Origin of the sequence: Streptomyces sp. NPDC093260 (assembly GCF_040683715.1) — a bacterium.
GTDB classification, from domain to species: Bacteria; Actinomycetota; Actinomycetes; order Streptomycetales; family Streptomycetaceae; genus Streptomyces; species Streptomyces sennicomposti.
Map to the genome: position 1 here is coordinate 156,170 of NZ_JBFBEK010000010.1, position 21,941 is coordinate 178,110.

The window sequence follows — 21,941 nt, forward strand, 5'->3', positions numbered from 1 at the left end:
ATGCGCCGGCCGGTCCACCGTAGCGTGAGCGCGGACGGTCGGTTGACCGGAGCCGGAAGGCGGTCAGCTGTCGGCGCCGGCGCGGCCCCAGTCCGGTCCCGCGCGGTCCCAGGCCTGGTCCCAGCGCGCGTACCGGCGGCGGACCAGCCGCCAGAGGATCAGCCTGCGGACGCACTCCACGAGTGCGGCGGCCAGCATGGCCGTGCCGAGTCCGGCCAGCACGGCGTGGGCGGTGGCCGTGCCGGAGTCCAGCGGGCGGGGCACCGCCCGGCCGTGCGCGTCGGTCCACAGCGCGAAGCGGTCGCCGGGGTGCGGCTTCTTCAGGTCGGTCGCCACCCGGCCGTGCCGGCGGGTGCCGTCCGGGGCGGTCCAGTCGGCGACGACCCGGCTGCGCACCGCCCGCCCCGCGGAGATCTCCGGGTCCGGCCGCGGCGCTTCGTCGGTCGCCCCGGCCACGACGGTGGCCTGCACCAGGTGCCGGCTCTGGCGCTGGTCGCGCACCGACTGCTGCAGGGCGTGCTGGGCGGCGTCGCCGACGAGGGAGCCGGCCACGGGGGCGGCGACCAGGATGAGCAGCAGGGACACCAACGCCACCCAGCACTCGACCAGATCGGTCGTGCGGCGCAGCGGGTTGTGCCGCCAGCGCCACAGTCCGCCGATGACCCGCACCCTCCACCACCCCCTTCCCGCTCCGTCATAACGCGCGGCGCGGCCGGCCGGCCGTGGGTCGGGCCGAAGAGAGAGCCACATCACCTCCGGCCGGGACCCTCACAAACCTCTCACGCCACCCCAACGGCCGGGCGGCGTTCCGGAGTTCCCGCTTCACCTCCCGTCCTCGGGGCGGACGGCGGACGGGGCGGCGACCTGCGCGGTCACGCACGAAGGCCGCCCCCGAGCAGTTGCTCGGCGGCGGCCTTCGCGAGGCGCGACTGTCGGCGCCGGGTGACGACCTTTCCCCCGTGGTCGATCAGTACCCGGCGCCGGTCCCCTGCCGGACCCCAGAGTCCCTGACGGCCGTTCGGCGTCCCACGGCTCGGGACGCCGCGACCGGGCGGATGTGCGGCGAGCGCGGCTCCACCCCCCGTGACCTCGTCCTGCCGCGCGGCACGGACAGCCGGGGGAGCGGATCAGTAGCCGCGGTACTGCTGCTGGTTGTACGGGTCCTGGTACGGCGCCGCGGCGGGTCGGGGAGCCGCGGGACGCATGGCCTCGTAGCCGGTGCCGTTCGCCATCGGGCGCTGCGGCATCGGCTGCTGGGGGCCGGGGTACCCGCGCGGGGCCGAGGCCTGCTGCGGGATGTAGGCCGCGGGCGCCTGCTGCAGCGGGGCGGGCTGCGGCGCCTGCTGGTAGCCGTAGTAGGACTGGGACGGGGCCGCCGGAAGGGCGGGCAGTGCCGAGGGGAGCGCGGGAAGGTGACTTCCCGTGTCGTACGGCGCGGGGACCCGGATCGGGGCGATCTGCGGGGTGCCACGCTCGGCGACGAGCGAGTCGTAGATCGGGGTGTCCGGGAAGGAGGCGGAATAGTAGCCGCCACCATAAGTGGAGCGGGGGGAGGTCATGGCACATAAGTTAAGCCCACGATGTGCTGGTTGGGGAGACCGATAAGAGGGTTGTTTTCCGTGCCCGCGGTGACGCGGGATCCCCAATGCGAGCGAATTCGACGAAAAGGGGCACCGCGGCGGCCTTGAGCCGTGTAAAAGGGCGGTTTCTCGGGGGTTACCGGGGGTCGGACAGGCGTGTTCCACTGCTCCTCGTGCCGCCCCGGACCGCCGGGGGAGCAGACTGGGCGGGCGACGAGCAGACGGCCCGCCGAGGGCCGTACCGCCGGGACACGTCCCGGCCACAGGTGAGGGGGCGGACATGGCAATGCCGAAGGGGTCCAACACGCAGGTGCCGGCCACGGCCCTCAGGGTCGAGGTGGGCCGGCGCTCCGGCCCGGGCGTCCCCGACGTGGACGCCTCCGCGCTGCTGCTGGCGGCGGGCGGGAAGGTGCGCTCCGACGCCGACTTCGTCTTCTACAACCAGCCCGCGCACACCTCCGGTTCGGTCCGGCACGAGGGCAAGCGGGAGACCGGCGGCCGGGCCACCGACACCCTCGTCGTCGACCTCGCGCGCGTGGAGGCGGACGTGGACAGGGTGGTGCTCGCCGCCTCGGCGGACGGCGGTACCTTCGGGCAGGTGCCGGACCTGTACATCGAGGTGCGTGACGCCGCCCGGGACACGGTGGCCGCCCGCTTCGACAGCGCCGGCGCGAGCGTGGAGACGGCGTTCGTCCTGGGCGAGTTCTACCGCCGCCAGGGCGCCTGGAAGTTCCGGGCCGTCGGCCAGGGTTACAGCAGCGGTCTGGAGGGCCTGGCCACCGACTACGGCATCACCGTCGACGAACCGCGGCACACGCCGCCACCGGCCCCGGCGCCGCACACCGCCTGGCCGGCGCCCGCCGGGCAGACACCGCCCCCGGCGGTCCCGGGACCCGTCGCGCCCCCGCCGACCGGAGCCCCCGTACCCCTGCCGCCGCCGGTCGCGCCCCCGGTGGCACCACCGCCGCCCACCACGCCCCCGGCCCCCGTCCGTCTGACCAAGGTGACGCTCACCAAGGCCGCCCCGTCGGTGTCCCTCGCCAAACAGGGCGGCACCTCCGGCGCCATGCGCGTGAACCTCAACTGGCAGGTGCGCAAACAGTTCTCCGGCTGGGGCGGCAAGCGCGGGCGGGCCTTCGCCACGCACTCCGACCTCGATCTCGACCTGTGCGCCCTGTACGAACTGTCGGACGGGCGCAAGGGCGTCGTCCAGGCCCTCGGCAACGCCTTCGGCGCCCTGCACCGGCCGCCGTACATCCACCTCGACGGCGACGACCGCACCGGAGCCGTGGCCACCGGCGAGAACCTCACCGTCAACCTCGACCACCGCAGCGACTTCCGGCGCATCCTCGTCTTCGTCACCATCTACGAAGGCGCCCGCTCCTTCGCCGATCTGCACGCCACCGTCACGCTCCAGCCGCAGCACGGCGCACCCGTCGACTTCTCCCTCGACGAGTGCACCGTGCCCTCGACGGTGTGCGCGCTCGCCCTCATCACCAACACCGGGGGCGACCTCGTCGTCCAGCGCGAGGCCCGCTATCTGGTGCCCCAGCGCGGCGTCAGCCCGCAGCGCACCGTCGACCACGCCTACGGCTGGGGCATGAACTGGACCCCGGGCCGCAAGTGACCACCCGGGCGAGCGTCCGCGAACGAGGGCCCGCGCCCGGGCGTCAGCCCTCCTCGGGAATCGCGTCCGGGCGCGCGTAGGTGCGGCCCTTCCAGGCCGCGCCCCGGCCCCGGTAGTGCTGCACCGCCGAGTCCACCGTCATCAGCAGGTACAGGAACGCGGTGAACGGCAGCAGCGGGGCGAGCCACAGCGACTGGCGGTAGTAGCGCAGCATCGGCACGTACGTCGCCGTCATCACCAGCCAGGCCGCGCCCCCGGCGAGCGCCGCCGCCGCGCCGCCCGCCGCGAGCCCCGCCACCAGCGCCACCGGCGGCGCCAGATAGACCAGCGCCAGCCCGGCGACCGTGCCGACCAGCAGCAGCGGGTTGTGCCGCAACTGCGCGTAGGCGCTGCGCGAGACCATCCGCCACAGGTCGTGCAGCCGCGGGTACGGGCGCACGCTGTCCACGCGGTCGGCGAGCCCCAGCCAGACGTGCCCGCCGCCGCCCTTGACGGCCCGGGCGAGCGCCACGTCGTCGATCACCGCGTGCCGGATCGCGTCCGGGATCCGGACCCGCCCGGCGGTCTCCGCGCGCAGCAGCACACAGCCGCCCGCGGCCGCCGCAGTCCGTCCGCCCCTGCGGCCGATCCAGCGGAACGGGTAGAGCTGCGCGAAGAAGTAGACGAAGGCCGGCACGACGAGCCGCTCCCACAGCGACTCCACCCGCAGCCGGGCCATCTGGGAGACCACGTCGAAGCCGCCGGCGCGCGCCGCCGCGACCAGCCGGCGCAGGCTGTCCGGGGCGTGCGCGATGTCGGCGTCGGTCAGGAGCAGGTACTCGGGCTCCCGCGCGCGTGCCAGCGCGACGCCGTGCCGCACCGCCCACAGCTTGCCGGTCCAGCCGGCGGGCGGCTCGCCGGGCGAGGCCACGGTCAGCGGCAGCCCGCCGCGCCGCCCCAGCGCCCGGGCCAGTTCCCCGGTGCCGTCCGTGCTGCCGTCGTCGATCAGGAAGACCTCCGCCCGCCCCGGATAGTCCTGGGCGAGCAGCGAGGGCAGGCTCTCGCCGAGCACGGCCGCCTCGTCGCGCGCGGGCACCACGACGCACACCGCCGGCCAGCCGCCCCGCGGCGGGTCCTCGCCTGGCGGCAGCCTGACGTCCGTACGCCAGAAGAAGCCCTGGCCGAGCAGCAGCCACAGCCAGGCGGCGAGTGATCCCACGGCGGTCCACACGATCACGGTCACCCCCGCAGTCTGCCCCACCCGGGCGGCCCGATCGAGGCCATCGTCTATCGTTACGGCGTGAAGATCGCGCTCATGGACTCCGGGATCGGGCTGCTGGCGGCCACCGCCGCGGTACGGCGCCTGCGACCCGACGCAGATCTCGTGCTCTCCCTCGACCCGGCCGGCATGCCCTGGGGGCCGCGCACCCCCGAGGACCTCACCGCGCGCGCCGTCGCCGTCGCCGAGGCCGCCGCCGCGCACCGCCCCGACGCCCTGATCGTCGGCTGCAACACCGCGACCGTGCACGCGCTGACCGCCCTGCGCCAGCTCCTCGAACCGGACCTCCCGGTCGTCGGCACCGTGCCCGCGATCAAGCCGGCCGCCGCCGGCGGCGGCCCCGTCGCCATCTGGGCGACGCCCGCCACCACGGGCAGCCCCTACCAGCGGAACCTGATCCGCGACTTCGCCGACGGCGTGCCGGTCACCGAGGTGCCCTGCTGGGGGCTGGCCGAGGCCGTCGAGCACGCGAACCAGGCGGCGATCGACGAGGCGGTCACCGCCGCCGCCGCGCTGACCCCCGACGACGTGACGACCGTCGTCCTCGGCTGCACCCACTACGAACTGGTCGCCGAGCGCATCCGCGGCGCCGTCCGCAAGCCCGGCCGCCCGCCGCTCGTCCTGCACGGCTCGGCGGGCGCGGTCGCGGCGCAGGCGCTGCGCCGGATCGGCGCCCGGCCCGAGCCGGAGACCGCAGCCGAGGGCGCCGTGACGGTCCTGCTCAACGGCCGGGAGGGCGCACTGCCCGCCCCGGCGCTCGCCTACGCCGAGGGCCGCCTCCTCCAGGCCGCCACCCCCGCGCGCTGACACTCCCCGTGCGCGACGCGCTACCCGCGCGGCCAAACCTTAGTAACCTCATTGACATGAGGGACCACTCCCACAGTGACGGCGGCCCGTGTCCGGAGGTCTGGACGGGCCGTGCCACCAACCGGTTCCAGTGGCTGCTGGCGCTCGTCGGCGCCGCCTGTCTCGCCCTCGGCATCGAGCTGGCCGTCGACTCCGCCTGGAGCTCCGGCGTGGCACCGCTGGTGATGTCCGTCGTGGGCTGCATCGCGGCCGGACTGCTGGTCCTGTTCGGCACCCTCGCCTTCGTGCACGTCGCGGTGAAGGTCGACCGCGAGTGCCTGGAGGTGCGCTGCGGCCACATCGGACTGCCGCGCCGCCGGATCCCGCTGGCCCATGTCGCCGGCGCCGAGTTCGCGCCCCACGTCACCCCGCGGCACTGGGGCGGCTGGGGTTACCGCTGGCGGCCCGAGAAGGGCACCGCCGTCGTCGTACGGCGCGGCGAGGGCATCGTGCTGCGGCTGTGGGACGGCCACACGTTCACGATCACCATCGACAACGCCGAGTCGGCGGTCCGCGTGATCAAGGCCCGGCTCCGCCCGCCGTCCCCCGACCTCGCCTGACGGCCGTGGCGGGGGCGCCCGGCGACCGTACGGCCGGGCCCCAGGTCACCGCCGTACACTCCCTGGGGTGACCGTCACCGCAACTTCCGTCGACGAGTCGGACGGACTGCGTCCGCAGCCCGCTCCGGCGCCCTGGAGGACCAGGCTCGTCCGGCTCGCCCCGGCCGCGGCCGCGACGCTGGCCGGCCTCCTCCTCTACGTCAGCTTCCCGCCCCGCACCCTGTCCTGGCTGGCCCTGCCCGCCTTCGCCGCCCTCGGCTGGGTGCTGCGCGGCCGCAGCCGGAAGGCCGCGCTCGGTCTCGGCTACCTCTTCGGCCTCGGCTTCCTGCTCCCGCTGCTGGTGTGGACGGGCGTGGAGGTCGGCCCCGGGCCCTGGCTGGCGCTGGTCCTCATCGAGGCGGTCTTCGTCGCCCTGGTGGGCGTGGGCATCGCGGCGGTCTCCCAGCTCCCCGGGGCGCCGGTGTGGGCGGCGGCCGTCTGGATCGCCGGCGAGGCGGTACGCGCGCGCGTGCCCTTCCACGGCTTCCCCTGGGGCAAGGTCGCCTTCGGGCAGGCGGACGGGATGTTCCTGCCGCTGGCCGCGGTGGGCGGCACACCCGTACTCGGTTTCGCGGTCGTCCTGTGCGGCTTCGGCCTCGGCGAGGGGGTGCGGCTGGCCGTCCACGGGCGGCGCACCCGCACTCTGCGGCGGTCGGCCGCCGCCGCGGCGCTGCTCAGCGTGGCCGTGCCCGTGGTGGGCGCGGTCGCGGCCCGCTCCCTGGTCAGCGACAAGGCCGAGAACGGCACTGCCACCGTCGCCCTCGTCCAGGGCAACGTGCCGCGCGCGGGCCTCGAGTTCAACGCCCAGCGCCGGGCGGTCCTCGACTACCACGCACGCGAGACGGCACGGCTGGCCGCCGACGTGAGGGCGGGCAGGACGGCCCGGCCCGACTTCGTGCTCTGGCCGGAGAACTCCTCCGACATCGACCCCCTCGAGTACCCGGACGCCCGCCTCGTCGTGGACCAGGCGGCCAAGTCGATCCGGGCGCCGATCTCGATCGGCAGCGTCGTGGAGCGGGACGGTCAGCTGTTCAACGAGCAGATCCTGTGGGACCCGGTCAAGGGCCCCCTCCAGACGTACGACAAACGGCAGATCCAGCCCTTCGGCGAGTACCTGCCGCTGCGCTCGCTGATCGGGGCGATCAACGAGAACTGGACCGCGATGGTCCGCCAGGACTTCAGCCGGGGCCGCGAGCCGGGCGTGTTCACCGTCGGCGGCGCCAAGGTCGGCCTGGCCACCTGCTACGAGGCCGCCTTCGACTGGGCCGTGCGCGACACCGTCACCCACGGCGCGCAGATGATCTCCGTGCCGAGCAACAACGCCACCTTCGACCGCAGCGAGATGACCTACCAGCAGCTCGCCATGAGCCGGATCCGCGCGGTCGAGCACAGCAGGGCCGTGACCGTCCCGGTGACCAGCGGCATCAGCGCGGTCATCATGCCGGACGGGCGGGTCACGCAGAAGACGGGCATGTTCGTGCCCGCCTACCTGGTCCAGAAGGTGCCGCTGCGGTCCTCCGAGACGCCCGCCACCGAGCTGGGCGTCCTGCCCGAGGCGGTCCTGGTGCTGCTGGCCGCGGGCGGGCTCGGCTGGGCGATCGGGGCCGGGGTGCGCGCCCGCCGCGCCGAGGGGGTCTGACCGCACGCGGGGTGCCGGCGGGCGTACGCGCGGCAAGTCGTACCGGGCCGCACACGGGGCGCGCACGCGGGCGGACGCGTCGGCCCCACGAGGTCGTGGACACGGTGCGTACGCCGGTGGGGGCCGCCGGGCCGGCCGGGGCCGGCCGATGGACCGTTAGGGTCGGTCGCATGGCCACTCCCGACTTCATCCGCATCCTCCGGGCCTCCGCCGGCAGCCAGCTGCTGTGGCTGCCCGGCATCACCGCCGTCGTCTTCGACGACGAGGGCAGAGTGCTGCTCGGCCGCCGCTCCGACACCGGCAAGTGGTCGGTGGTCGGCGGCATCCCCGACCCCGGCGAGCAACCGGCCGCCTGCGCCGTGCGGGAGGTGTACGAGGAGACGGCGGTGCACTGTGTCGCCGAGCGGGTGGTCCTCGTCCAGGCGCTGAAGCCGATCACCTACGGCAACGGCGACATCTGCCAGTTCATGGACATCACCTTCCGCTGCCGCGCCGTGGGCGGGCAGGCCCGGGTCAACGACGACGAGTCGCTGGAGGTGGGCTGGTTCGCGGTGGACGCGCTGCCCGCCCTGGACGAGTTCGCCCTGACCCGGATCAAGCAGGCCATGACCGACGGGCCGGCCTGGTTCGACCCCGCGCTGCCCGGCTGAGACCTGACGGGTTGGAGACCTGACGACGGGGCCGGGCGGCTCCCGGCGGGACATGTGCTCCGTGCGCGCCCGTTTCGTTGCCTCGCGGCGCACACCGCCCCGCTGACGGCGGTGCAGGGGCGGACGGGCACGGATACTCGTGGCCCGAGCCGCACACTCCCAGGAGCCAGCTTGTCCCGCACCCGGCCCCGCACGTTCTCCCGGTCCGAGACCACCCGGGCCGAGGCCTTCAGCGACGGCGTGTTCGCCATTGCCGTCACGCTGCTGGTCCTCAACCTCACCGACCCGCCGCACCGGCCGGGCGGACTCGGCCGCGCCCTGCTCGTCCAGTGGCCCGCCTACCTCGGCTATCTGGCCTCCTTCGGCTATGTGTCGGTGATCTGGCTCAACCACCACCAGGCCTTCGTCCGCATCCGGATCATGGACCGCGGCCTGCACGCCGCCAACCTCCTCATGCTGCTCACCACCGCCGCGCTCTCCTTCCCCACCGCGGTGGTCGCGGACGCGTTGCAGGCCGACCTCATGGACGCCGACGCCCGGGTCGCCGTCGCCCTGTACGCCGGTCTCGCCGCGGCGATGTGCCTGAGCTGGGTGGTCTTCTACCGGCAGCTCGCCCGCCGGCCCGAACTGCTGCACCCGGACGCCGAGCGGACGTACGTGCGGCACGGACGGCTGCGCTCCTGGGCGGGGGCGCTCGCCTACGCCGTCGCCGGGCTGCTCGGGGTGTTCGTCGCGCCGCTGCTGGCGATCGGCGTCTTCGTCGTCCTGCCCGTCTTCTACTTCGCCACCAGCGAGGGCCTGCCCGAGGGCCGGGACGACTGAGCCGGCCGGCACGGCTGGGGCGGCGCCTTCTGCGGGGACGTGCCGCCGTCCCGCGCGGTGCGCAGTCTGCGCCACTCCAGCGGGGAGCAGCCGTAGCAGCCGCGGAACACCCGGCTGAAGTGCGCCGGGCTGACGAATCCCCACCGCCGGGCCACCGCGGACACCGTCGGGGCGCTCGCGCCGCCGCGCGCCAGTTCGCGCGCGCTCTCCTCCAGCCGGCGCCGCTGGACGAGCCGGCTCACCGTGATGCCCTCGTCCTGGAAGAGCCGGTGCAGATAGCGCACGGAGATGTGGTGCGCCGCCGCGACCGTCTGCGGGGACAGGTCGTGGTCCCCGAGGTTGCGGTCGATGTGATCGCGCACGCGCAGCACCAGCTCCCGGCGCGCACCGTCCGGTCCCTCCTCGCCGGACCCGGTGTGCTCGGCGACGAGCGTGGCGAAGAAGTCGAGGACGGTGGCGGCCAGCCTCCCGGCGACGGCCGGTGAACAGGTGTGCGCCGAGGTGACCAGCGTGGCCAGGAACGGCAGCAGCACCGAGCCGATGCCCTGCGCCGTGTCGACGACGGTTCCGGTGATCCGGCGGATCTGCTCGTCCGGCAGGCCGAGCACCCGGCGCGGCAGGTGGACGACGCGGGTGGAGAACCGTTCCGGGTAGTCCAGCGAGTAGGGGCGGGCCGTGTCGTAGACGACGATGTCCCGTTCGGCGACGGCGGTGCGCCGGCCGTCCTGGACCAGGGTGGCCGTGCCCCGCAGCTGGACGCCCACGGCCAGGAACGCCTCGGGGGAGCGCGCGATGTGCGCCGCGGTACGGCTCGTGCGCTGGGCGTCCGCCTCGACGGCGCAGACCCTGAGGTATCCCAGGTGGCCGGTGGTGATCCGGCCGGCGATCGGGTCCTCACCCCGCGGTGTGACGGCCATCGGCACCAGCCCCCTGCTCACGGCCGCGCGCCAGTAGTCGAGTTTCTCCTCGTCGGGGACGGAATCCGTCGTCAGCACCAGGCTCACCTGGCTCTCCTCTCCACGTGCGGTACCGGCGAAGACCCCGGGCCGCGGCGCGTTCGCAACGCATCGCGGACAGGCACGGACGGCGATCTCGCAGTCCTGTTTCCCCGCCGCGATCAGCCAAGCAGCGCACGGGACCGCCCTCCAGGCAGGAAACAGGCAGAAAGCGCCGGTCCGCGGCGGGACCGCCCGTCGTGCGCTCACGGAACAGCGCGGTGCGCTCCGGGAACAGGGCGCCTCCGACGCCATGGCCTACGGTGAGGGAACGCGGCCGGACGCCCGGGCGCTGCCGGAACGCTCAGCGGCTGCCGAGGCGGTCGAGCCGACCGCGGGCCTCGGCGACGCACTGCGGGTCGGCGTCCGGTCCGAGACGGACGCAGCGGGCCAGGGCCTCCCGTGCCTCGTCGGTGTGCCCGGCGGCCAGCAGGGCGTCGGCCAGATGGACGAGATGGCGGCTCTCCAGGGCGGTGTTGCCGCCGGCGCGGCACAGTTCGAGGGCGGTCCGCAGATGGAACACGGCCTCGTCCCACTGGCGCAGCCGGCTGTGGCAGGTGCCGATGCCGCCGTGCACGCCCAGCCGGGTCAGGCCGGCGACGTGGGGCTCGATGGCGGCGCCCGTGCCGTCGAGCCACGTCAGCGTGGACCGGTAGGCCGCGATGGCCTCCTCGTTGCGGTCCTGACCCGCCAGGAGCAGTGCGCGGGTGTGCATGCACTGCAGGAGGCCGTGGAGATCACCGGCGGCCTCGAACAGCCGGGCGGCCCGCTCGTTGTGGCGGACGCCCGGCGCGGGTTCGTCGAGGAGCCGGTGGGCCCAGGCGGTGTAGTGGTGGGCCCAGGCCTGCTGTTCCAGGTCGCCCGCGCGTTTCGCCGCGGCCAGGGCCTGCGCGGACCGCGCGAGGCTGTCCCGGGGGCGGCCCTCGCACAGCAGCAGGGCCCAGGCGTCGTAGTTCAGCTGGGTCGCTTCCGGCAGCGGATCGCCCAGCGCCCGGGCGGAGCGGGCGGCGGTGCCGAAGATCTCGTGCCAGTGCCCCCAGAAGATCCACTGGTCGGAGAACCAGTGCAGGGACTCGGCCACTTCGACCACGGTGGCGTGCTCACCGGCCGCCGCGGCGGCGCGCAGCGCGGCCAGCCAGTTGCCCCCTTCGGCCTGGAGCCATTGGCGCGCCCGGTCGGCGCTGGACAGATCGACCGTGCCCTGCCAGGCGGCCGGCGGAGCCCCGTGGTCCGGTTCGTACCAGCGGCCCGCCACGACGGCCGTCTCCAGCAGCCAGCGGTACATCCGCGCCCGCGCCCGCTCGGCCCCCTCGGCGCCTTCCTCGGCGGTCAGCAGGCCACGGGCGTACAGGCACAGCAGATCGTGCAGACGGTAGCGGTCCCGGTCCGTGCCGAGCAGCCCGGCCTCGACCAGTTCCTCCAGGGTGTCCTCGGCGTCGAACAGGTCCTGGCCGGTCAGCCGGGCGGCGCATGCGGCGCTCACGTCCGGGCCCGGCACCAGGGACAGCCGCCGGAACATGCGGGCGGCGGCGGAGGTGAGCTGGCGGTAGGACAGGTCGAAGGCGGCCACCACGCGGACGTCCCCGGCGGACAACACGTCCAGCCGCCGTTCCTCCAGGGCGAGCCGGTCGGCCAGCCGGCGCACCGTCCAGCCCGTACGCGTCGCCAGCCAGTTGCCGGCCACCCGCAGCGCCAGCGGCAGATGCCCGCAGCGCCGGGCGACGTCCGCGAGGGCCGCGGGATCGGCGGTGGCGCGCTCGGCCCCGACGAGCGAGGCGAGGAACGTGGTGGCCTCCTCGGTGCTCAGCTCGCCGAGCGGCATCCGGTGCACGCTCTCCAGGCCCGTCAGCATCCGCCGGCTGGTCACCACGACCATCCCCGCGCCGGCCCCGGGCAGCAGCGGGCGCACCTGCGCCTCGTCCCGGGCGTTGTCGAGTACCAGCAGGCTCCGCCGCTCGGCCAGCAGCTGCCGGTACAGCGCCGGATGGCCCTCCGGCCCCGCCTTGGTGAGGTCGCGGTCGGGCACGCCGAAGGACTTGAGGACGACGAGCAGCAACTCGGCCGGTGCGGGCGGGTTCTCGTCGGTGCCCCGCAGGTCCAGCACCAGCTGACCGTGCGGGAACCGGTCGGCCAGGCGGCGGCCGGCGTGCAGCGCGAGGGTGGTCTTGCCGGTGCCGGGGGCCCCGGAGACGGCCACCACGACCGGGTGTGCCGCTCCGCCGTCGCCGGGAGAGCGGGACGCGGCGCGGGCGGCGGCCCGCTCCGCGAGTCCGCCGAAGCGCTCCAGTTCCCGGGACCGGCCGACGAAGTCGTCGACGCCGCGGGGGAAGGCGCGGACGCCGGCCGGGCGGTAGGCAGGGCTCCGGCCGCTGCGGGCGGACGCCAGCAGGCGTTCCCGCTCCGCCTCGCCGAGCCCCAGACCGTCCGCGAGCGCGGCGACGGTTCGCCGCTGCGGCGCCGCCCGCCGGCCGCGCTCCAGGTCGCCCACGCCCCGGACGCTGACCCCCGACGCCTCCGCGAGACCCTCGATCGTCAGCGACCTGGCGATCCTCAGTTCGCGCAGCAGCGCGCCGAACGCCTGCCCACCGGCCACCCCGGTCCTCCCCGCCCCATGCCTCGCCCACCCGAGGGCACGGCCGGGACGATTGTAGGACGAAATGGTGAGAGCGCAGGTCACAGCCCCCTTCGGGCGGTCCGGATCAGGCCCGCACCAAAGGGGTGTCGACCAGGTGCTCGGCCAGGAACCAGGCCTGGAGCTCCCCGGTACGGATCACCTGGGAGACCAGGAGGTCGTTGGTGCCGTCGTCACCGAGCTCGCCGGTGCGGGCCGCCGCGTCGTGCGCCTGGGTCAGGATCTCCTCGTGGGCCTCCAGCAGGCGGGAGAGCATGGCGGGAACCTCCTCCGCCCCGTCCGGCGGGCGCGGGACCGTCGTGATCTCGGCGACGTGCCGGGCATCGCCCAGCGCCACCCCGCCCAGCGTCTGGACCCGCTCAGCGATCGTGTCCACGAGGGCGAGCTGCTCCACGGCGTGCTTGTCCAGCAGCAGATGCAGCTGGTAGAAGGTCGCGCCGCGCAGCAGCCAGTGGTGCTTCTTGTACAGGCCGTAGAGGATCTGGGTGTCCGCCAGGATCTTGTTCAGGCGCTGGCAGGAATACATCCGGGCGTCGTGCGAGAGGCCCAGCGGGAACTGTCTCACGGTTCCGAACTCCTGGACGACCGTGCCCTTCTGGTGCAGCCACGGCTGGCTGCTCGTGGGCGGGGTGACCGTGCTCATGGTGTGCTCCCTGGGCTGCCGTGCTGTGCGGTACCCGGGCGACGCTAGGCGCTGTGAACGGGGACGAGTTGTCCGCCAGCGCATGCGGTGGCGCCCCTGAGCGCACCAGGGGCGGCGCGGCGGGAGACCGTGTGCTCCCGGTGCCGTGGCCGTGCGCGGACGGGCTCGGCGCCGCCCCGTCGCGCGCCGGCGTCGTCCGGCGGCCCCTGAGAGCGCGTCCGCGTCACCGTTCCGGCCGTACCGGATGCCTGCTCAGGATCGAGACCCGGTTGAACGCGTTGATGGTGACCGCCACCCAGATCACCGCGGAGATCTGGTCGTCGGTGAGCACCTCGCGGGCGGCCGCGTACGCCGTCTCCTGCGCGGCGGTGTCGGCCGCCGCGGTGGTCGCCTCGGCCAGGGCGAGCGCCGCGCGTTCGGCGGGCGTGAACAGTTCGGTGTCCCGCCAGGCGGCCAGCACCCCGAGGCGCTGTGTCGTCTCGCCGGTGCGCAGGGCGGCCCGGGTGTGGACGTGCAGACAGTAGGCGCAGCCGTTGATCTGGGACACGCGCAGGTCGATCAGTTCCACCAGGGACCGGTCGAGTCCCGCGTCGGCGGTGACCTTGCGGACCGCCTCCGAGGTGCGCACCAGCGCGTCGTAGGCGGCGGGGCTCTGCTTGTCGATGAAGATCCGCCGGGTCGCGGACCCCGGCGCGGTGCTGGTCAACTCGGAATTCCTCCGGACGTCATCGGTGTTGGCGAGGAAAAGTTGTTGAATGTGAAAGTATCATGATGCTGAAAGGTGGTGCTCGATGAGCAGGACGGAAGCGGAGACCGTGGAGACCCACGGCGGAACACGGCAGGACGGCGGGCAGACGGACGGCGAGGTCGAGATCCTCACCCCGCGCGACGTACCCCTGGGCGGCCCCCGGGCCATGACCGTACGGCGCACGCTGCCGCAGCGGTCACGGACCCTGATCGGCGCATGGTGCTTCGCCGACCACTACGGCCCCGACGACGTCGCCCGCACCGGCGGCATGCGCGTGCCCCCGCACCCGCACACCGGCCTCCAGACGGTGAGCTGGCTGTTCAGCGGGGAGATCGAGCACCGCGACAGCCTCGGCAGCCACGCCCTGGTCCGGCCGGGCGAGCTGAACCTCATGACCGGCGGACAGGGCATCAGCCACTCGGAGTTCTCCACCGCGCGGACCTCCGTCCTGCACGGCGTCCAGCTGTGGGTCGCGCTGCCGGCGGAACACCGGCACACCGCCCGTGACTTCCGCCACCACGTGCCCGAGCCCGTACGGACCGACGGCGCCGAGATCAGGGTGTTCCTGGGCGAGCTGGCCGGGTCCGTCTCGCCGGTACCGGTCTTCAGCCCCCTCCTGGGCGCCGAGATCACCCTCGCACCGCACGCCTCGGTCACCCTCGCCGTGGACCCGGCCTTCGAACACGGGCTCCTCGTGGACCAAGAGGACGTTCGGCTGGCCGGAACCGTGCTGCGCCCGGCGGAACTCGGCTACGTGCGCCCCGGCCACGGCGCCCTGACCCTGCGCAACGAGTCCGCCGGCCCCGCCCGGACGGTCCTGCTCGGCGGTACCCCCTTCGAGGAGGAGATCGTCATGTGGTGGAACTTCGTCGGACGCAGCCATGACGACATCGTCCGGGCCCGGCGGGACTGGGAGGACGCCTCCGACCGGTTCGGCGTCGTCGAGGGCTGTCCCGCGGACCGGCTGCCCGCCCCCGCCCTGCCGCACGCCACCATCCGCCCGCGCCGCAACCCGCCGCGCTGAACCCGCCACCTGTCGAAAGGAAACCCGATGACCCAGCCCGCCACCGAGCCCACCGTCGAGCGCAGGGACGACCGGCACCGCTACGAGATCCTGGTCGAGGGCGAGCGCGCCGGCCTGACCGCCTTCCGCGACCGCGGCGAGCAGCGCGTCTTCTACCACACCGAGATCGGCGACGCCTACGCCGGACGCGGCCTGGCCGCACAGCTCGTCGGACAGGCCCTCGCCGACGTGCGCGCCCAGGGCAAGCGGATCGTGCCGGTGTGCCCGTACGTCGCCAAGTACCTCACCAGACACGGCGAGTTCGCCGACATCGCCGACCCGGTGACCCCCGACGTCCTCAGCTGGCTGCGGGACGGGAAACCGGCCTGACCGGCAGCCGCAGCGACGAAGAGGCCGGGCCCGTACGCAGGCTGAACCGGCGGCGGCGGAGGAACACGCGGGCGCACCCGCCCCACGGGTGCGCCCACTCCACGGCAGGGCCCGCCCCCGCACCCCGCCCCCGGAGCGTCCGGGCCGCCTCCGGCCGCCGGGTCGGCTCCCCGGCGGCCGGGGGCGCGCGGGCCGTCGCCCGCCGTCGTCCGGAAAGGGCCCCGGGAAGCCCGAGCGCCCTGTGCGGACCGTGACCGCCCCGATACCCTGGACTCAGGTGTGCCTTGTCGGGCAAGGTCGCTCCGGGGGGTGAGTCGGTGGTGCGTGTTGACTCGTATGTGGCGGGCGGGGCCCACGGGTACGGCATGATGGGCCCCTCGCGCCGCCGCGCCGACGGTCCCCACGGCGACCGTCTCCCGGCCGCGCGAGCGGACTTGGCGCGGAGCCGAACGGAGCGCGGGCCTTGGGAGTGAACCTGCTGCGCGGGCACACACGCCGACTCGCCGTGCCGTACCTCGTCCTCGCCGTCTGCGCCGCCGTCGGCGCCGGGCTCGTCGCCGGGGCGCTCTGGCCGGCCCGTTCCTTGCTCGGCACCCCCGGCTACGGCTTCGCCGCCACCCTGCTGCTGGGCATCGGCCTGTACGGCAGCACGCACGACATCGAACTGGCCGAGGTCAGAAGGTCCTTACGGGTCGTGCTGGTCGCCGTGACCTTCGGCGTCATCCTCAAGGCCGCGCTCATCGCGGCGGTGATGGTCCTCGCCTTCCGCAGGCCCGAGTACCTGGTCCTCGGCATCGCGGTGGCGCAGATCGACCCGCTGTCCGTCGCCGCCATGCAGGACGATCCGCGGGTCACCCCGCGCGCCAAGGCCATCCTGTCCATCTGGGCGTCCTTCGACGACCCGATGACGGTCCTGCTCACCGTGTACTTCTCCGCGCTCGCCCTGCGCCTGGGCGGTACCGGCCCGGCCTCCGGCTCGGTGGTGTCCGGTTCCGCGGACGTCCTCGGCAGCCTGCTGTCCAACATCGCGCTGTTCGCGCTCACGCTGGCCGTGTGGCGGCTGATCCGGCTGGCACACCTGCTCCGCTCCCGCACCGGGCGCGCGGACGACGACGCGGACCGGACGGTCCCGCCGCCCGCACCCGCGGGCGAGGTCCGGTCCGCGGCCGGCCGGCCGCTGTCCCTGGACATCGCGGCGCTGGCCGTCGTGGTGGTGCTCCTGACGGTGGCCGCGCACACCACCCTCGTCCTGGCGGTGGCGCTGGCCGGCCTCGCCGTACGCCTCGGCCGGTTCGCCGGCGTCCTGGAGGGGGCGGTCGCCCTCGCCTTCCTGCTGGCCTCGGCCGCCCTCGGCTTCCTGCTCTCCGGAGGCGTCTCCCTCTACCAGGGCCTGGTGCTCGGCGCCGCCGCGTTCGCCGCGCAGTTCCTGGTCACCCTCCTCATCGGACGCCTGCTGGTACGGCCCCGGCTCAGCCGCGCCGACCGGGCTCACCTCGGCCTCGGCCAGCAGAACGGCATCACCGCCATCCTGCTGGCGCTCTCCCTGGAGCCGACGTTCCCGGGGACGGCCGGCGTCGTCGGACCGGCCGTCCTCACGGTCAACCTCCTGCACTACGGCTTCCGTTGGGCCCGCGCCGACACCCGGCCATGGGTGGCCGTCCGCACCCCCGACCGCCCCGTGGACCCCGCCGTCCCGCAGCTCCCGCACCGCGCCCTGCGGCCCCGGCGGCGCACCAAGGGCAGCAGCCGGATCCGGGCGGGATGAGTACCCGGTCACGGGAGCGGGGATCGCCAGGGGGAGGGACATCCCCGGGCGGACCGCGGACCGGATCCGGCGCGCGCCGCCCACAGCTGACGCACCGACGCTCGTATTCCGCACGGAGGTCCGACCGGCAGGGGAGACTCGTGACACAGCCACCCAGCACCGCGGGCGGGGCACGCCCGCACGAGCAGGAGACGCACGCGGGCCACGCGCCGCCCCGGCCCGGAGCACCGGCCGGCCGGCGCAGCGCGCCCCGCACGGCGCACCGAGGACACCATCGGGCGGCCCGCGCCCCGGGACGGCCCGAAGCACGCACACGGGGGAACGCGCATGCCCAATGCCAACTGCAGCCTCTTCGGCACGCCTCCCGAAGACGGCCACGCCCCCTGGCCCACGTACGAGCCGCTGGCGCCCTGGCACATCACCGGGCACGAGGACCTCTGGGTCGACATCGACCACCTGCCCAACGCCCTGCTCACCTTCCGCACCGAGGTGGGTGCCATGGCCCGCGGCATACGACCGGGTGAGGACGGCCACGGCCACCTGGTCGTGGTCAGCGGCCTGCCCGGCACCGGCAAGAGCAGCCTGCTGCACCGCTGCGTCCACGAACTCGTCCAGCAGCTCGACGGCTTCGCACAGCCGGCCGGCGACCCGGAGCAGCCGGAGGACGCCTCCGGGCCCGACCGGCAGGAGCGCCCGTGGAGCCGGCGCCGGCCCGCGCGGACGGCGTACGTCGTGCGGATCGACGGCAACGGCAACGAAGGCCGGGGCCTCGGCTCGCCGCCGGGCGCCAAGCCCTTCGTGCCGCAGTACGACATGACGGTCCACCGCATCGCCCGTCTCATCGTGGAGAAGCTGTGCGCGGACGAGGAGTTCGCCGCCGCCTGGCACCGCGAGGACCGGCCCGAGCAGCCGGACCCGTACCTCGCCTGGCGCCGGCTCACGGCCACGCTGGAGGCGTGCGGCCGCGCCCTCGTGGTGATCGTGCCGCACATCGACTGGCAGGACGCCGACATCGCCCGGCGGTTCCTGCGCTTCTGCTACGACCGGTCCACGCGCGGGGTGGTGTTCTTCGTGGAGACGAAGCGTACGGATGCCGGACGCGACATCGACACCTTCTTCACGGAGAAGGAGCGCAAGGGCATCACCCATCTGCAGACCTCCGCCCTCAGACCGCAGGACTGGGGCAAGTACCTGCGGCACTGGATGGAGGTCCGCGACATACCCGCCCCGAAGATCGTCATCCATGACGACGTGCTCGACTACCAGCCCGAGACCTGGGCGCTCCTCAGCATCTCCAGGCTTCAGGACTGCCTGCGCCAGGTCTCCCAGGAGGCGGTGCTGAACGACGAGGGCCAGTTGCGCAAGAGCCATGTCGCCGACTGGTTCGAGGCGCACCGGCCGAAACCGGAGGCCTTCCTGCGCGAGCCGGGCGCCACCCGCCATGGACAGGAGACGCGATGACCTCGCCACCGATCGGCCCCCACGAGGGCCTGCCCGGCAAGAACCCCTTCCGCGAGAGCACCGTCGCGCAGCTGGAGGCCTTCGACGACAGCATCCCCATCGGGACCGGACCGGCCGGCGCCGGCGTCCACATCCCGGGGCGCACCAGCGCCTGGCTCACCGAGCACGTCGAGGCCTACCTCCGGCACCAGGGGGAGCCGGAGACCCGCGGGCGCGCCATCGCGCTGGTCGGCGAGTTCGGCCTCGGCAAGAGTCATCTGGCCCGCGAGGCCACCCAGCTGCTGAGGAAGCACGTACCGCCGCTGCCCCTGTGGGTGATCAGCCAGCCCTCCATCGACATGCGAACCGTCTACCAGGAGCGCCTGACCAGCCCCCGCGACGACTTCGACGCCTTCGTGGACTTCAAACAGGCCATCACCGACTTCTACGCCGACGTCACCGCCGAGATCCTGAGCGAGGACGACACCGACCGGTTCGGCGCCGACCGGGCCGCCTTCCTGGACGGGCTGCGGGCGCGCCGCCTCGACCCGCAGAAGATCGTCCAGGCCTTCAACCTGGACGAGGAGCGCATCCAGCACCGGCTGCGCCGCCACTTACGGGGCGTCACCGCGCACCGGACCTTCGCCGTCGCCCTCGCCCAGCTGTTCAACAGGCCCTTCGAGAACGACGTGTGGAACTGGCTGTCCGGCGGCGAACCCGTCGCCTACCTCCAGGAACGCGGCATCCGCGAGCCGATCCGCAGCATCCAGCAGGTCTTCGACGCGCTCGCCGTCTTCAGCCTCGTCTACGGCAAGAGCGGCCGGCCCTACGCGCTGGTCCTGGACGAGCTGGACAAGACCACGGAGTGGCCCGAGCAGGACCGGGCCGTGTTCATCAACGCGTTCGAGATGCTGGTGGAACGCTATGTGAACCAGGGCGGCCTGCTGCTGTTCTGCGCCCGGCCGGAGCTGTGGGGCCGGCTGCCGCTGTCGCTGCACGAGCGTGTGCTGCCGCTGTGGCTGGACAGCTGGGGCGCCGCCGAGACCGACCGGCTGATCGCCGAGCACGTCCACCGCGCGGACCCGGAACCGCCGGCCGGCGCGGACAGCTCGCCGTTCGCCGAACCCGCGCTCAGGGAGATCGTCCTCCAGTCCGACGGTGTGCCCCGGCAGATCCTCCAGATCTGCGAGGGCGCCTGGGACCAGGCCGTGGGGCGCGAGGCGGGCGCGGGGGACGGCGACCCGGCGCGGCGGTCCGCGCCGCGGCCGCCGCGGGAGATCGGCCTGACCGATGTGCACGCCGCGCTGCGCGCCGCGCACGGCAAGCGCGAGATGGCCGAGGTCGCCCACCGGCTGCAGCACGTGCTCGCCCCCCGGCAGTGGTGGCACCACATGCCGCCGCTCTCCGTCCGCAGCCTCACCGTGCCCCGGGAGGGCGGCGAACCGCGCTGGGTACAGGTGACCCGCAAGGCGTGGATCGCGCTGCTGCCGGTGCCCTCCGTGCTGACCCAGGGCGATGTGCACGCCGTCCAGCACTTCGTGGACCGGGTCCGCTCCGTCCTGTCGCCGGAGAACGTGGAGGTGCTGGTCGTCGTCAACGGCCACGCCTGCCGGGAGATGCGCAACCGCGTCGCCGAGCACTGCGGCACCGTGCCGCTGGTGTTCGACGACCCCCGCTTCGAGTCCATGCTGCTCAACGGGGTGCGCAGCCTGATCGAACGGCTGCGGGCCAACGGCCGCAACGCCGTGCTGGGGGAGGTCCGCGACCAGCTGGAGACGATCACGACCCAGCAGGCCATGCTCGCGGACCGGATCGACGCCGTGGACCACGCGGTGAACCATCCCCGGCTGCCCGCCCCGCCGCCCGGACCGGACTCGGCCGACCCCCGGGTGCCGCCGCCGGTCCGCGGGCCCTTCCGGCAGGCCCAGGCGGCCCTCGACCGGCTGCTGGAGGACGGCGTCGGCCCCCGCCCGCGGCTCGGCCCGGCCGCCCCCGGCATCGAGGGCGGGCGCGCGGCGCTGCCGCGCCGGGCCACCACGGAGCAGACGACGCTCCAGGCCATGGGCGCCCTGCTGTACGCGCGCCGGCTGGTGGAGGCGTTCCGGGAGGCGGTCACCCACTGGTGGGAGAGCGGCGACGCCGACGCCCGCAGCGAACAGGACCTGTTCACGGTCTGCCGCAGCTTCGAGATCTCGGTGGAGGTGCTGCCCCGGGTGGACACCGGCGGGAGCGGCCCGGGCGCGGGCGACCCGGCCGGCGGCGTGGAGGAAATGCTTACCGGCCTGGCCGACACCGTGTGGCGCGCGCTGCGCGAGGAGGTCAGCGCGGACCCGGGCGCAGCTCGGCGATGAGGTCGGCAAGACGCTCCTCGGCCACCGCCACCTCCCGCTGCCGCACCGTGACGCCCACCAGGAAGTCGCCCGCGGCCGCGTCCAGCCAGTGCACGTACACGGCCCCCTCCTGCACGTCGAGGACCAGCCGCTCCACCGGGTCGCCGGTCACCGGCCGCAGGATGTCCGTCAGTTCGACCAGCGCCGAGCCGAGCCGGAAGACGAGGTCCCGGTAGAGCGCGCGCCGGGTCTGGACGGGGACGACGAGGAAGGTGTCGACCAGTTCCCCGTGCTCGAAGGCGTCGCCGACGCAGACCGGGGAGCGGCGCCGGTAGTAGCCGGCGTACTGCAGGTCGTAGGGGTTCACATGGCGCTGCCAGATGCCGCGCAGCCGGCTCTCCTCGTCCTGGTCGGGGGTCAGGACGTGCATCACCAGCGGGACCTGCCCGTCCAGGACGCGCTTGGACCGGCCCAGCTCGCCGCCCGGTAACTCGTCTCCCTGCTGGTAGTGGCGGGTCCGCAGATCGGTGACCATCGCGTTGACGGCCCGGTCCACGGCGTCGCTGCCGGCGCCGGTCGCGCTGACGCCGACGACGTACTGCCCCTCCCGCAGCCGCGAGCACTGCGCCCCGGACGAGCGGGTGACGGCCAGCACCCGCATCAGCTCCCCGGTGTTCAACGGCCGCATGGCGCGGTCGAGTTCGGTCACCCAGCGCACCAGCCGCCGCGCGGGCCGCCCCTCCACCTCCACGTCGTCCTCCCAGGGCAGCGCGTCCTCGAAGGGCGTCGCGGCGGCGGCGCGCACGCAGAAGTCGACGGTGTTGAGGGTGAGATGGGTCAGCGACCGGATCTCCGGGCAGGCCGCGGCCGTGGTGCGGCAGGCCTCGATCAGATGGTCGTAGCCCCGTTCGGCGTGAGGGGCGACCAGGGCCTTCGGATCGCTCACCGCCCCGTCGGCGTCCCGCTTCATCGGC

General features: G+C 74.3%; 19 protein-coding genes. 11 read left to right on the plus strand and 8 right to left on the minus strand.

Annotation, left to right across the window (positions count from 1 at the left end; all coding sequences use genetic code 11):
* Positions 1 to 63: 63 nt before the first annotated feature.
* Both AB0N63_RS15405 and AB0N63_RS15410 read right to left on the minus strand, forming a co-directional pair.
* A complete protein-coding gene (locus AB0N63_RS15405) occupies positions 64 to 669 on the minus strand; it encodes a hypothetical protein (RefSeq protein ID WP_365529123.1) in 606 nt (201 codons plus the stop codon).
* Between the two features lie 458 nt (positions 670 to 1,127).
* Positions 1,128 to 1,559 (minus strand): DUF6643 family protein, encoded by a 432-nt coding sequence (locus AB0N63_RS15410; RefSeq protein WP_009187292.1) that lies wholly within the window; start codon positions 1,557 to 1,559, stop codon positions 1,128 to 1,130.
* A 307-nt stretch (positions 1,560 to 1,866) separates the two neighbouring features.
* Between AB0N63_RS15410 and AB0N63_RS15415 the strand changes: the two genes are divergently transcribed.
* Entirely contained in the window at positions 1,867 to 3,207 is a 1,341-nt protein-coding gene (locus AB0N63_RS15415; RefSeq protein WP_365529340.1) for a TerD family protein, read from the plus strand.
* A gap of 43 nt (positions 3,208 to 3,250) precedes the next feature.
* On the opposite strand, the gene AB0N63_RS15420 is transcribed toward AB0N63_RS15415, so the two are convergent.
* Positions 3,251 to 4,429 (minus strand): glycosyltransferase, encoded by a 1,179-nt coding sequence (locus tag AB0N63_RS15420; RefSeq protein WP_365529126.1) that lies wholly within the window; start codon positions 4,427 to 4,429, stop codon positions 3,251 to 3,253.
* Between the two features lie 57 nt (positions 4,430 to 4,486).
* On the opposite strand from AB0N63_RS15420, the gene AB0N63_RS15425 reads away from it, so the two are divergent.
* The 5 genes from AB0N63_RS15425 to AB0N63_RS15445 all read left to right on the plus strand — a co-directional run bounded on the left by AB0N63_RS15425 (position 4,487) and on the right by AB0N63_RS15445 (position 9,021).
* Positions 4,487 to 5,272, plus strand: coding sequence for an aspartate/glutamate racemase family protein (locus tag AB0N63_RS15425; protein WP_365529128.1), 786 nt, complete (start codon positions 4,487 to 4,489; stop codon positions 5,270 to 5,272).
* A 56-nt stretch (positions 5,273 to 5,328) separates the two neighbouring features.
* Positions 5,329 to 5,871 (plus strand): hypothetical protein, encoded by a 543-nt coding sequence (locus AB0N63_RS15430; protein WP_365529131.1) that lies wholly within the window; start codon positions 5,329 to 5,331, stop codon positions 5,869 to 5,871.
* Positions 5,872 to 5,938: 67 nt separating this feature from the next.
* Positions 5,939 to 7,549 (plus strand): apolipoprotein N-acyltransferase, encoded by a 1,611-nt coding sequence (lnt, locus tag AB0N63_RS15435; protein ID WP_365529134.1) that lies wholly within the window; start codon positions 5,939 to 5,941, stop codon positions 7,547 to 7,549.
* A 170-nt stretch (positions 7,550 to 7,719) separates the two neighbouring features.
* Positions 7,720 to 8,199: an NUDIX domain-containing protein gene (locus AB0N63_RS15440; protein ID WP_365529137.1), complete on the plus strand. Its 480-nt coding sequence runs from the start codon at positions 7,720 to 7,722 to the stop codon at positions 8,197 to 8,199.
* 171 nt (positions 8,200 to 8,370) lie between these two features.
* On the plus strand, positions 8,371 to 9,021 hold the full coding sequence (locus AB0N63_RS15445) for a TMEM175 family protein (RefSeq protein ID WP_365529140.1): 651 nt from the start codon (positions 8,371 to 8,373) through the stop codon (positions 9,019 to 9,021).
* Here the strand turns inward: AB0N63_RS15445 and AB0N63_RS15450 are convergent.
* The 4 genes from AB0N63_RS15450 to AB0N63_RS15465 form a co-directional block, all read right to left on the minus strand.
* Positions 8,976 to 10,025: a helix-turn-helix domain-containing protein gene (locus AB0N63_RS15450; protein WP_365529143.1), complete on the minus strand. Its 1,050-nt coding sequence runs from the start codon at positions 10,023 to 10,025 to the stop codon at positions 8,976 to 8,978. The genes AB0N63_RS15445 and AB0N63_RS15450 overlap by 46 nt on opposite strands.
* Before the next feature lie 295 nt (positions 10,026 to 10,320).
* On the minus strand, positions 10,321 to 12,609 hold the full coding sequence (locus tag AB0N63_RS15455) for a helix-turn-helix domain-containing protein (protein WP_365529145.1): 2,289 nt from the start codon (positions 12,607 to 12,609) through the stop codon (positions 10,321 to 10,323).
* Between the two features lie 106 nt (positions 12,610 to 12,715).
* A complete protein-coding gene (locus AB0N63_RS15460; protein ID WP_365529148.1) occupies positions 12,716 to 13,291 on the minus strand; it encodes a DNA starvation/stationary phase protection protein in 576 nt (191 codons plus the stop codon).
* A gap of 223 nt (positions 13,292 to 13,514) precedes the next feature.
* A complete protein-coding gene (locus tag AB0N63_RS15465) occupies positions 13,515 to 13,997 on the minus strand; it encodes a carboxymuconolactone decarboxylase family protein (protein ID WP_365529151.1) in 483 nt (160 codons plus the stop codon).
* Positions 13,998 to 14,082: 85 nt separating this feature from the next.
* Here AB0N63_RS15465 and AB0N63_RS15470 point away from each other — a divergent pair, with 85 nt between their 5' ends.
* The 5 genes from AB0N63_RS15470 (at position 14,083) to AB0N63_RS15490 (ending at position 20,988) form a co-directional block, all read left to right on the plus strand.
* The gene (locus AB0N63_RS15470) at positions 14,083 to 15,063 is read left to right on the plus strand and encodes a pirin family protein (protein WP_365529153.1); all 981 of its coding nucleotides are present in this window, start codon (positions 14,083 to 14,085) and stop codon (positions 15,061 to 15,063) included.
* Positions 15,064 to 15,090: 27 nt separating this feature from the next.
* Complete coding sequence (locus AB0N63_RS15475) at positions 15,091 to 15,432, plus strand: GNAT family N-acetyltransferase (RefSeq protein ID WP_365529156.1); 342 nt, start codon at positions 15,091 to 15,093, stop codon at positions 15,430 to 15,432.
* Between the two features lie 463 nt (positions 15,433 to 15,895).
* Positions 15,896 to 17,197, plus strand: coding sequence for a hypothetical protein (locus tag AB0N63_RS15480; RefSeq protein ID WP_365529159.1), 1,302 nt, complete (start codon positions 15,896 to 15,898; stop codon positions 17,195 to 17,197).
* A gap of 327 nt (positions 17,198 to 17,524) precedes the next feature.
* The gene (locus tag AB0N63_RS15485) at positions 17,525 to 18,658 is read left to right on the plus strand and encodes a hypothetical protein (RefSeq protein WP_365529162.1); all 1,134 of its coding nucleotides are present in this window, start codon (positions 17,525 to 17,527) and stop codon (positions 18,656 to 18,658) included.
* Positions 18,655 to 20,988, plus strand: a complete 2,334-nt coding sequence (locus AB0N63_RS15490) for a hypothetical protein (RefSeq protein ID WP_365529165.1) — start codon at positions 18,655 to 18,657, stop codon at positions 20,986 to 20,988. The genes AB0N63_RS15485 and AB0N63_RS15490 overlap by 4 nt, the downstream gene beginning before the upstream one ends.
* On the opposite strand, the gene AB0N63_RS15495 is transcribed toward AB0N63_RS15490, so the two are convergent.
* On the minus strand, positions 20,957 to 21,937 hold the full coding sequence (locus tag AB0N63_RS15495; RefSeq protein ID WP_365529168.1) for a hypothetical protein: 981 nt from the start codon (positions 21,935 to 21,937) through the stop codon (positions 20,957 to 20,959). The two genes, AB0N63_RS15490 and AB0N63_RS15495, sit on opposite strands and share 32 nt — an antisense overlap.
* Positions 21,938 to 21,941: the final 4 nt, after the last annotated feature.